Here is an 11,575-nt window from a genome sequence, read left to right on the forward strand (position 1 = left end):
AGATAATAATATTACAATTCCCCCTCACTGTCAACCATTTAACCTTTCATGTGGTGAAAGGAATAATTCCCCTAAGGAAATAAAAAAAACACTTAGCCATTATAGGCTAAGTGGTAATCATAGAAAGGGTGTCAGGCACCCTTTTCGTCATATTTTCGTCCGTCTTGAACAAAGAGGATGCCAAGTTCGTGGTGGTCGCCTTCGTAGAGGGCGCGTTGGACGAAGCGGATCTCTCCTTTGGTATCGAAGACCTCCAATTTGCAGTGTGCCCGGTTTTTTTGCAGTGCCTCGTAGAAGGTATTTTCATCCCGCACCAATACACCATTGGCTTTTCCAATTATTTCTCCCACCTGAAGCCCCATTTTACTTGCGGGTGATTCAGGAATGACACCAATAATCATGACACCGTGGTTTTTTTTCGAAAAATAGGGCGGCAGATTTTCATCCTTCATATATGCCAGCAATGCCACTAATTCACGTCCGATAACAGCTAATGCTACGGCTACGATAGAAACGAGTGGGTACCAATAACCTGCAGCCGAAATGAGTGTGATGAACACACCAAGTACGATTACCCTAAGGCCGTGCAGTTGGATGGCCTCTGCCGGGAGCATCCCTTTAACCCGCTGGTGAAATCCTATCGCAATGGGAACAAGAATTAGTGAATACTTGCCCGCCCCTATATGAAAGACCGGCCACCATTCAAATGGAAACTGTAGCACATTCCCGGGGATTAGTAAAAATATGGGCAGCATCCAAAAACGTTTTACTTCATGCGCACCAACACTTTGACCACGTTTACTTTTAGTGATTTTAGGCGATGACCCTTTAGCCCCATTTTTTAAAATAAGGATGCCTTCAGCTAGTAACAATAAACCCAAAACCACAACAACCGAAGGATACACCTTCTCACTTATAGACTGAAATGCCTTTGAAAATGGAGGAATCGACCAATTATTTTCTGCCATTAAAATAACCGCGAAAAAGGCAGCACCAACCGTGTAGGCCGGTGACATTAAACGTATATTAGTCGTTAATGACCACAACAGCGTAAATCCTGCTATTAGAAGGATAATAGCAAATGGTACGGTGATCCCTGCTGCAACCACAACAATTGAAAGGATAAATCCGATGAGCAGTCCCAGTGGAAACAATTGCCGCAGTTCAAAATAGGCATCATGCGCTCGAATATGGAAATGCTTCCGCTCCCGTTTCACTCGGAGCACACCTAACAGCGCCGAGAGGAAAAGAAGATAGTATAAAACAGGATGAAGAAATAACTTGCCTGTCCCTTTAAGTAGCTCTACAAGCCATATTTGCACCATTTCCTGCCACCTGCCTCTATTTGTATTCTAGTAATCTATTATGTAAAAGTCCCTTAAAGATTATTTTACCAAATTAACACTGTAAAACATATTGCTAGTTTCTAGAAAAAATAAAAATGTCGTAACCTTTTGCGATTTTCGTGACCCGGTGCATGTTTTGACGATGCCATTAGGAGGGAATTCCGCCAACATTTGTTGAAATTCCGCGAAATCTCGGCATATTCCCGCTAACTAAGCAACTATTTCCGCGGAAATTCCCAATAATTCCGCCAAACTAGACACTAATCCCGCCAAACCGCCTATTTTACTAAAATCAAAAAAACAGAGACCGCAGTCTCTGCTTTGTCATTTCTTTGTGATCAACTTCAATGCCATTTGCAGTTGCAAATCGTTTTTCTCTTTTTTTACTTCTTTCACGACGGCTTCTTCGAGCTTGGCAGCGGTTTGGGTATCAATTTTCCCAGTTGGCTCCAGGTCATTTTGCTGCTGGAAGCCCTTCACGGCCACTTTGGTTTGATCACTAAAGTATCCATCTGTTCGTCCAGGCGCATATCCTAAGCCGGCTAAAATCTCTTGTGCATTTTTAATCTGCTCATTATTCATATCCAGAGCAAGTGGCTTCTTAATCTGAATCGGATGAGCGGCAAAGAGGGCTGGTTGTTTAACTACCACATCCGGCTTGATTCCTTTTTTATGAATCCAATTTCCATCAGGGGTTAACCATTTTGCCAAGGTGAGCTTGATATTGCTGCCGTCACCCATTGGCATTGGTTGTTGTACGGTTCCTTTGCCAAACGTTGTTTCACCCACTAGTTTATATCCAGTAGCCTCTTTCAAGGATCCTGCCAAAATTTCTGAGGCGGAAGCACTGCCTTTGTCGACAAGGACAAGGACAGGATAATCCTTTTTCTCCGAAATGGTAGAGAAGTACCGCCTTTTCTGGCCGTTACGCTCTTCAATCTGTACATATGGCTTATCTTTAGGGACGAATTCTTTTAAAATCTCACCGACACTATCTAAAAATCCGCCGGGATTGCCACGAACATCAAGAATCAATCCTTTGATATCGTCATTTTCCAGCGCCTTTAAATCCTTTTTAAAATCAGCCGCTGTATCTGCTGAAAAAGAGGTAATCTCAATATAACCAACCTTTTTACCATCTTTTTTCTTGACGGAAGCATGAACGGTCTCAAGTGGAATCTCATCCCGCTTCACATCAATGGATAAGGAATCCTTTAAACCCTTTCTGGCAATTTCCAAATTTACGGTCGTACCCTTTTTTCCACGAATTTTCAGCGTCGCCTTATTCAGGTCGAGCCCTTCCACACTCTTACCATCCACTTTTAAAATTTGATCATTCGGTTTGATGCCAGCCTTTTCTGCAGGAGAATCTTTAAAAGGGGAAACAATCACAATTTTCCCATCTACCATACCGACCTCAGCACCGATGCCTTCAAACGATGATTCCAATGTTTGCGTGAATTGCTTGGCCGTTTCTTTGTCCATATAAACGGAATAGGGGTCTTTCAGAACGGCGAGCATCCCTTGAATCGCCCCTTCCACCAACTGCTCCCGGTCTACTTTCTCAACATAGCTGCTTCGGATCATATCGTAGGCCTGCTCTACTTTTTCCAGATCTTCTGTATTTGCCTCGGAATTTATTGCTTCTTCTTTAGGGGCCGCCTTCTCTTCAACTTTAGGAACTGCCATTTCCGTCCGGTCAAGGAATTTCAATCCAGCATAGGTGCCCCCCGCGCCTGTAAGCAGCGAACCCGTCATCAACAGGGCAATCCATTTTCGATTCATCCGAATCCTCCTTATGTTAAATACCTGTCATATAAATTTTATAAAAAGGCTCCAAATTCCTGCCCGCATATTAACTTATATGTGTGGAGTGGACGAGTTATGATTGAAACAAAGGTATAAAAAAAGAGAAGCAACAGCTTCTCCCAAATATTTTTTATAGTGGTACAATTCCCATCGGACTGATGGCTGAATGATAGGCCCATCGTCCTTGATAGAGTTCAAAATGCAAGTGCTGGCCATGGGAATCACCTGTATTCCCCATGATACCAATCTGCTGCCCTTTGCTCACGGTTGTGCCTTCCCCAACCAATCTTGTTTGCATATGGGCATACACGGTTGTATAGGTTTTACCATTAATATTGTGCAAAATATAGATTACATTTCCATAACTATTCGAGTAATGGGAAACATATACGACTCCATCTGCTGCTGCAACTATTGGTACCGTACCAGCTTTGGCGATATCAACTCCATAGTGGAATGCCCCGTCGCGGCCACCAAATCCTGAGGTAATGACACCTGAGGTCGGTCTTGTAAAACTTCCGCCTGAAACAGGTGGTGTAGTTGCTACAGCCCCTCCACCGCCGCTTGAAGCATTTCCTTGAGCCTTAGCCGCCGCAGCAGCAGCTGCAGCCGCTGCTTTAGCCTGGCGTTCCTGCTCTAGCTTAATCGACATTTGAATCGCATTCTCTTGCGCTGCAAGGATTTGCTCCTGTTCCTGCATATCCATTACATATTCATGTGCTTCTTGCTCTTGCTCATTTAAGTTTGTTAATAGTTTATCTTTTTCTGCCTTTTGTACAGCCAAATGCTGCTTCATAGCTTCTAAGTCTGCTAGCATCTTTTCAAGCCCCGCAAGGTCGTTTTTGACTTGTTCTTGATTCAATTCAAGCTGCTTCTTGTCGGCTTCATGCTGTTTTAAGATATCCTGATCCGCTTGCATAATGGTTGCGACAGCGTTCGCCCTGTCAATGAAATCACTAAAGCTTGTTGAACCCATTAACACATCAATGTAACTGACCATTCCGCCTGTTTCCTGATAGCTGCGGGCACGGTCCTTCAACAGCACGTTTCGCTTTTCAATCCGCTCCATGATAATCTTCGTTTCTTCCTGGAGCTTCACAATCTCGGCTTTTGTTTCTTCTATCTTAGCCGATTTCTCATTCATTTTGGTCGTCGTATCACCAATAGCAAAATCAATTCGTTTCATGTCATTCTTTACATCTTCTTGCTGGCCTTTGATTGAATTAATCTTTTCGTTTGCCTCATTTAATCCAGATTTTACATCGGAGCGTTTTTCTTGAATTTTACTTTGATCTCCCTTTAGTTTGGAGATGGACGCGGCTTCTGTTTTAATCGAAAGTCCACCAAAAGCTGTCCCCATTCCAATGGATGCCGCAATAGTGAGCATCATAACCTTTTTTCTCATTTCCAGTGGTTCCCCTCTCCCTATGTACAGGTACATCTCTTTTTCTAGTAAATCGAGTGTTATCTTGTAAACTAAAAATTCAGGAAGGACTACTTAATGCAGAGCCCTCCCTGATTATATTTAAACCTTTAAGAACTTTCGTACGGACATAACACTGCCCCAAACACCAATGATAGCGCCCATTAAAATCAAAATGCCTGAGACTTGATAAACAAATGGTTCAAATGGAAGCACCTTGATAAAGGTACCTTCAAGCCTAGGACCAATGTAATCATATGCACGATAATAGGCAATTGAAATAAGGATAATTGGCAAAATCGACCCCAGAATGCCGAGCCATAAACCTTCTAAGAAGAACGGCCAGCGTATAAAGGTATTCGTTGCACCTACTAATCTCATAATCTTAATTTCTCTTCGTCTCGCAATTATCGTAATTTTTATTGTATTCGAGATTAAGAAAATAGCCGTAAAGAACAAGCCAATGATCAGAACCACACCCACATTACGACTTGCATTAATAAACTTAAATAATTTTTCAACTTTACCTTGACCGTATTTTACTTTTGCCACGTAATTAAGCTTTTCTAGCTTCTTTGAGACAGCCATCGTGTCTGTCGGTTTTTTCGTTTTTACGATAAATACATCGTTAAGCGGATTATCTTGTTCAAAAAGTTTAAATGCCTTACCATCCTCGCCAAGACTATCTACTAAATTATCTAGTTCTTTCTTTTTGGGAGAAAATTTGACACTTTTTACCTCAGAAATCTTTTCAATCTCACTTTTTAACGATTGCTGTTCTTCTTGATTCGCAGCAACATCGATGTGAACACGAATCTGCACGTCCTCTTCAATGGTTTGTGCCACTCTGTTTAAATTCATCATAATAACGAAAAAGACGCCGACTAATATTAAGGTAACGGTAACAGCACTGACGGATGCAAACGTCATCCAGCCATTTCTGGCAATATTTTTTAAACTTTCACGGGCGTGACGGCCAATTGTCCTAATTTTCATAACCGTAATCACCTCTTTGTTCATCGCGAACGATCTTTCCGCCTTCAATAGCGATAACGCGATGCTTTATTGTATTGACAATCTCCCTATTATGGGTTGCCATCACGATCGTGGTTCCCCTTGTATTAATTTCTTCAAATATGTTCATGATTTCCCACGATGTTTCAGGGTCAAGGTTTCCTGTCGGCTCATCGGCAATCACCACTTTTGGCGAGTTTACGATAGAACGGGCAATCGATACACGCTGCTGTTCTCCGCCGGAAAGTTCTGTTGGTAGCATTCTTGCCTTATGCTTCAGGTTAACTAAATCTAATACTTCCATCACACGCTTCTTAATGTACTTTGGCTGTGCTTCAATAACCTCAAGAGCAAAAGCTACATTTTCATAGACGGTTAAGGATGGCAGGAGCTTAAAGTCCTGGAAAACAACCCCAAGATTTCTTCTAAAGATTGGTACTTTCTTCATTTTTAATTTAGCAAGATTAACCCCATTCATCGAGATCGTCCCGGAGGAAGGTACCTCTTCACGGTACATCATTTTAATGAACGTTGATTTCCCCGCACCGCTTGGGCCAACAACATATACAAATTCTCCCTGGTTAATCCGGACGTCTATTCCATTAATGGCCGTAACGCCATTCGGATACTTTTTATATACTTCTTGTAGTTCTATCATATTTTACCACCTATAGTTAAAGTTATTTCGAATCTCAATATTCGACAATAATCCTCTTATATTTGCAAAATAGACCAAAATAACAAACAATATGTGCATAATTTCGCATAAACCTATTATAACATCATAATTCGCTAAAAAAAGCGGTAAAATTATTACAGTTTCTTTTCAACGAATTACAAATGTTGACAGGAACATCCAATATCACTACATATTTCATCTGAAAACCCCGTTAATCTCCAATTTGACCTATTTTCTCCATAAAAAAACGATCTGCCACTAAATAGCAGATCATTTTGGATTCATTGTTTATTTTTTAGCTGCAAGCCAATCGGCCACTTTGTCAGCATCATCGCCAGTAACTACGTTCGCAGGCATACCGCCGGATTTCCCATTTTTAAGAATATCTAAAATTTCATCTTTTGAGTATCTAGAACCAACCTTGGTTAAGTCTGGACCCATTGCACCCTTAAGATCTCCACCATGGCAGCTTGAGCACTTTTGATCGTAAATCTTTTGTGCATCGCCCGCTGAGGCCGTTTCAGTGGTATCGGTTCCACCATTATCCTTATCTTTCGATGTGTCGTCATCGCCGCCCCCACATGCAGCAAGACCCATTACTAGGGAAGTCCCTAGCAACAATGTTAGTAGCTTTTTCTTCATAACTAGTCCCCTTTCAGAAATAAATACCATCAGTGTTTTATTATACCAGTGGTTATGCGTGTTTGAAACCCTCACCAAGTACCTCTGCCGCATCCATTACAATGACAAACGCTGTTGGATCAAGGGTTTTGACCAATTGTTTCAATTTTGTGAACTCCGTTTGGTCAACCACACACATCAGAACTGGTCGTTCATGGTCTGTAAAACCACCATATGCAGATAGTTTTGTCACACCACGGTCAATTTTATTCAAAATTCCTGTGCGAACTTCTTCTTGTTTATTGGTAATGATCATCGCCATTTTTGATCTGCCAAAACCAACTTGGACTAAATCTATTGTTTTACTTGTTACGTAAAGGGCGATTAACGCATACAAACCCTTCTCAATATCGAAAACAATGGCAGCCGTGAGGACGATTAACCCGTCTATCATGACGACACATCGACCAAGGGTAAAGCCCGTGTATTTATTTATGATTTGGGCCGCAAGGTCTGTACCACCCGTAGATGCTTTTCCTCGAAAAACAATTCCGAGACCTAATCCCACACCAATTCCACCGAACAAGGCACCTAGCAAGGCGTCATGTGTCCATGGCTCCAAATTATTTGTCAGAAATACGACAAAAGGTAGAATAATGGTGCCTACAAGCGTTTTGACCCCAAATTGTTTTCCTAAGAAAATGACGCCGGCAATAAACAGTGGAATATTAAACGCCCATTGAACATATGCCGGTTCCCACCCTAGAATCGTTTTTAGAATGGTACTAATCCCACTTACGCCTCCAGAAGCGACTTGGTTAGGCAGTAAAAAAACATTGAACGAAAGCGCGATAATGGCAGAACCAATCAGAATAAAAATGTAATCAATGGCCACCCTCGTTTTTGGATAGCTTTGTGTCAGATTGCTCAAGATATTCATACCGATATTCTCCTCTAAAAAATCCTTTTGCTTATACGTTTTTAATCATAACCGAAAGTGAGTATAGCATGGGAAAAATGCCGTGTAAATAACAGCAAACTGACGCGATGAAGGGCTAAATTTATATGTAGCATTTGCTTTTATCGTGGTTTTCATGAGGGGCCATAAGTAAAGCCTTTACCGAACTAGTCGACAAAGGCTGGTGAATCGTTATTATGAAATTCTTGAACGCAAATATGCATTAATAAACTGATCTAAATCCCCGTCCATCACTGCCTGAACATTTCCGCTTTCCGTAGATGTCCGGTGATCCTTTACCATTGAATAGGGATGGAAGACGTAGGAACGAATCTGACTGCCCCAGCCAATTTCCTTTTGCTCGCCGCGGATTTCAAGTAGTTCTTGTTCTTTACGCTCAATTTCAAGTTGATACAGTTTGGCTTTTAACATTTTCAACGCTGCCTCGCGGTTTTTAATTTGCGAACGTTCTGCTTGGCATGTGACAACCACATTCGTTGGCAAGTGGGTAATCCGAATGGCCGAATCGGTGGTGTTAATATGTTGTCCGCCAGCACCAGTGGCACGATAGGTATCAATTTTTAAATCCTCTGACCGAATTTCTATTTGAATGTCGTCATTCAGTTCAGGCATCACTTCACAAGAAACAAACGATGTATGACGGCGGCCTGAAGAATCAAACGGCGAAATCCTTACCAAGCGGTGAACCCCTTTTTCCGCCTTTAAATAACCGTACGCATTGTGCCCTTTAATGGCAAGCGTCACACTTTTAATCCCCGCTTCATCACCTGGAAGGTAATCAAGCGTCTCTACCTTAAAGCCTTTTTTCTCCGCCCAGCGGGTATACATCCGCAGCAGCATCGAGCCCCAGTCTTGAGATTCCGTTCCGCCGGCACCGGGATGAAGCTCTAAAATCGCATTATTTTTATCATACTCCTCACTTAAGAGCAGCTGCAGTTCAAATTGACTTAGGCGTTCTGTTAACTGCTGAAGTTCTTCCTCCAGCTCCGCTCGAAGTTCTTCATCATTTTCTTCCTTCACAAGCTCATAGGTTACTTCCAGGTTTTCATACGAGTCACTTAATTCAGTAAACTCATTTACCTGATCCTTTAAGCCATTTGCCTCACTAATAACCAGCTGTGCTTTCTCTTGATCGTTCCAAAAATCAGGCTGAAGCATCGAATCATCTAGTTCAGCAATGCGGGCTTCCTTATTTTCAAGGTCAAAGAGACCCCCTAAAGTCCGCTAGTGTCTTAGCTGTTTTTTCAAGTTCGTTACGAATTTCTGCTAATTCCATTTCCTTCACCTCTATAAAAATTAAAATCAAGTCCGTTTCGTTTTGGTCAGTCCTTTTTCATTATAGCTTGATAACGGGGTAAAATTCAAAGTTTGACAATAGTCTAAAAACCTGCAACTAAATTTACTAGCATAAACAATCCTACATTTCACAAGAGAATCCACTAAACTTCCTTAGTATTTATATATTTCATTCTGTCAAAAATGGTACTATTAAGTTAGTATAGAGTGGAAAAATAACCCTCTTAATGTCAGCCCTAAATACATAATGAAAAAAACCTTTTCACATTAAATTATGAGGATAAAACATAGAAAGACAAAGGAGTGAGGGAGATGGAGCATATAAACCGGAATGATCGCTGTCCGTGTGGAAGTGGAAAAAAGTATAAAAAGTGCTGCGGAGTGAATGAAGCAGTATCGATCACCCAGATTATTGAAAACGAAATCGATGAACTGCAAAAGCAGCTTCTTCATTTTGCCTATTACCACTATGGCCATGAAATCCAAGAGGATTTTGAAATTCTTGAATCGGTGATGGACATCGAAAATGAGCAAGAACGAGAATTTTATGAGCTGATTCACGCCATTTGGTTTTCCCTTTTTGAAGGGTTAGAGGATGGAAGGACCATCATTGAACAATTTATCGCAGTTGAGGGCGGAAAAATTAAGCGGCCGAAACTGAAGCACATTTTACAAACATGGACGCACGCCAGAACGATTGCCGGAAAGGTGCTTAGTGTTGAAAACAACAAGATGAAGATTGAAGATGGCTTTACATTGGAACAAATGGAGACCATTGTTACCAATCTGCCCATCACGATTGGGGAAGGGGATTTCTTTATTGGCATTCTGCTCCCTTACGAGCAAAATTACGTCTTTTTCCCATCACCATTTGATTTACCGGATCTTAAGCCTGAGCAGGCCTTTTCCTATATTAAAGAAAGAAGTCTTAACAGCGATTACGATTCCCCACAGGAGTATTTGACAGATTTTTTCATGGAGGTCTTAAGTGAGCTCCCGATGATTGGCGGCCTGCTGGAAGTGGATGAATTGGATTGGCCTGCCCCTATTTACAAACAGGTCGCAGACCAATTCAAGGAGAAGCTGGAAATGGTTCTTCCGCCTCCAATCATCGACACAGGGATTATTCTTTGGCTTAACTTTTGTCAAAAAAGGCAAAAACGGATCCAAAACCCGAATATTTATGTCGCGGCCCTGCATTATTTACTAACAATGATTGCACCAATAGAAGAAATGGTTACACAAAAGGAATTAGCGAAGGAATACGGCGTTTCTGCCGGGAGTATTTCCTCCGTTGTTTCAGAGCTGGAATCCGAATTAGCGGAGGAAATCGCTGAACTAGTGGGTCTTGTGTATGGCGATGAACAGCCTTTCGACAAACCACCAATGGAAAAAGCACCCGTCATTCAGTTCCCTACGAGCCGGAGTTCACTAAAAGAAGGAAATTCTGATGGAGCAGGGGCATTTGTCCAGCCATTAACCAATGGAAATCCTGTTCATAAAAAGACCGTGCGAAAGGCTTCCAGACGGGACGAGGAACGGGCACGAAACCTAATCTATGATGCCTATCAAACCGATGGGAAAAAGCGGTATAAATTAGCGGAGGAAGCCTTACAGCTTAACCCCAATTGTGTCGATGCCTATGTCATTCTCGCTGAAAAAACAAAAAGCCTGGAAGAAGCCATTTTACTGTATGAAAAGGGAATTCTCGCCGGTGAAAGAGAACTCGGTACAGCCTTTTTCAAGGAAAACAAGGGCTATTTCTGGGGCTTACTCGAAACAAGACCATTCATGCGGGCAAAACTGCATTACGCCGAGGCACTTTCCCTTTTAGGAAAAAGGAATGAAGCGATAAAACAATACGAAGAACTCCTCGAGTTAAATCCCATGGATAATCAAGGGGTGCGCTATTCGTTGTTTGTAGCTTATATAGATTCGGGTGATTTCAAAAAGGCTGGCAATCTACTACAACAATACGAAGAGTCTTCGGCGCAAGGCTTATATAACAAACTTTTACTCGAACTGCATGAAAACGGCTTTACGAAAGAGGCCGAAATGTTTTTAAAGGCAGCAAAGAAAGAAAACAAGCACGTGATTGGCTATTTAACCGGTAAAAAACGGCTTCCCGCCTATCCACCTGAGTTTTATGGATTTGGCGATGAAAACGAAGCGATTGTTTATGCGGATATGCATTTGCAGTTGTGGGGGAAGATTGACGGATTGCAGGCGTGGTTGAAGGGGAAATAAATAAAAATCGTAATAAAAACGAGCGGTGTGTCTCGAGGGCACTGAAAAACCTTCGGTTTTTCAAGAATTTCTAAAGCCCAACACAAAAAAGACGACTTTAAAATTCATAAATTTGAATTTTAAGTCGTCTTTCTTTTTCAAAGGGACTATTTTGCCTCTAT

9 protein-coding genes are annotated in these 11,575 nt (G+C 41.7%); 1 reads left to right on the plus strand and 8 read right to left on the minus strand.

The genetic code is table 11. The annotated features are described in order from the left end of the window. Positions 1–131 precede the first annotated feature (131 nt). From G6554_RS24545 to prfB, 8 genes are all read right to left on the minus strand, one after another. Complete coding sequence (locus tag G6554_RS24545) at positions 132–1,325, minus strand: PDZ domain-containing protein (protein WP_166246719.1); 1,194 nt, start codon at positions 1,323–1,325, stop codon at positions 132–134. A gap of 345 nt (positions 1,326–1,670) precedes the next feature. Next, positions 1,671–3,131, minus strand: coding sequence for a S41 family peptidase (locus G6554_RS24550; RefSeq protein WP_166246720.1), 1,461 nt, complete (start codon positions 3,129–3,131; stop codon positions 1,671–1,673). 154 nt (positions 3,132–3,285) lie between these two features. Further along, positions 3,286–4,560 carry a murein hydrolase activator EnvC family protein gene (locus tag G6554_RS24555; protein WP_166246721.1) on the minus strand — a complete coding sequence of 425 codons (1,275 nt, stop codon included), beginning with the start codon at positions 4,558–4,560 and terminating at the stop codon, positions 3,286–3,288. A gap of 120 nt (positions 4,561–4,680) precedes the next feature. Next, the gene (gene ftsX / locus G6554_RS24560) at positions 4,681–5,574 is read right to left on the minus strand and encodes a permease-like cell division protein FtsX (protein ID WP_166246722.1); all 894 of its coding nucleotides are present in this window, start codon (positions 5,572–5,574) and stop codon (positions 4,681–4,683) included. Then, on the minus strand, positions 5,564–6,250 hold the full coding sequence (gene ftsE, locus G6554_RS24565; protein ID WP_166246723.1) for a cell division ATP-binding protein FtsE: 687 nt from the start codon (positions 6,248–6,250) through the stop codon (positions 5,564–5,566). The genes ftsX and ftsE overlap by 11 nt, the downstream gene beginning before the upstream one ends. Before the next feature lie 309 nt (positions 6,251–6,559). Then, a complete protein-coding gene (cccB, locus tag G6554_RS24570) occupies positions 6,560–6,913 on the minus strand; it encodes a cytochrome c551 (RefSeq protein ID WP_166246724.1) in 354 nt (117 codons plus the stop codon). Between the two features lie 52 nt (positions 6,914–6,965). Then, positions 6,966–7,832 carry a YitT family protein gene (locus tag G6554_RS24575; protein ID WP_166246725.1) on the minus strand — a complete coding sequence of 289 codons (867 nt, stop codon included), beginning with the start codon at positions 7,830–7,832 and terminating at the stop codon, positions 6,966–6,968. 213 nt (positions 7,833–8,045) lie between these two features. Then, a protein-coding gene (gene prfB, locus G6554_RS24580) for a peptide chain release factor 2 (RefSeq protein WP_166246726.1) occupies positions 8,046–9,147 on the minus strand; the annotation gives its coding sequence in 2 pieces (ribosomal slippage) (positions 8,046–9,074 and positions 9,076–9,147; 1,101 coding nt in all). A 332-nt stretch (positions 9,148–9,479) separates the two neighbouring features. Here prfB and G6554_RS24585 point away from each other — a divergent pair. Beyond that, positions 9,480–11,414, plus strand: a complete 1,935-nt coding sequence (locus G6554_RS24585) for an SEC-C metal-binding domain-containing protein (RefSeq protein WP_166246727.1) — start codon at positions 9,480–9,482, stop codon at positions 11,412–11,414. Positions 11,415–11,575 lie beyond the last annotated feature (161 nt).

The sequence above is a fragment of the Bacillus sp. MM2020_4 genome, assembly GCF_011250555.1.
GTDB lineage: Bacteria > Bacillota > Bacilli > Bacillales > Cytobacillaceae > Neobacillus.

What these genes read in the sequence shown, in the direction of transcription:
- G6554_RS24545 (WP_166246719.1), bottom strand. Translation starts at nt 1,325, where the DNA reads ATGGTGCAAATATGGCTTGTAGAGCTACTTAAAGGGACAGGCAAGTTA.
- G6554_RS24550 (WP_166246720.1), bottom strand. Translation starts at nt 3,131, where the DNA reads ATGAATCGAAAATGGATTGCCCTGTTGATGACGGGTTCGCTGCTTACA.
- G6554_RS24555 (WP_166246721.1), bottom strand. Translation starts at nt 4,560, where the DNA reads ATGAGAAAAAAGGTTATGATGCTCACTATTGCGGCATCCATTGGAATG.
- ftsX (WP_166246722.1), bottom strand. Translation starts at nt 5,574, where the DNA reads ATGAAAATTAGGACAATTGGCCGTCACGCCCGTGAAAGTTTAAAAAAT.
- ftsE (WP_166246723.1), bottom strand. Translation starts at nt 6,250, where the DNA reads ATGATAGAACTACAAGAAGTATATAAAAAGTATCCGAATGGCGTTACG.
- cccB (WP_166246724.1), bottom strand. Translation starts at nt 6,913, where the DNA reads ATGAAGAAAAAGCTACTAACATTGTTGCTAGGGACTTCCCTAGTAATG.
- G6554_RS24575 (WP_166246725.1), bottom strand. Translation starts at nt 7,832, where the DNA reads ATGAATATCTTGAGCAATCTGACACAAAGCTATCCAAAAACGAGGGTG.
- G6554_RS24585 (WP_166246727.1), top strand. Translation starts at nt 9,480, where the DNA reads ATGGAGCATATAAACCGGAATGATCGCTGTCCGTGTGGAAGTGGAAAA.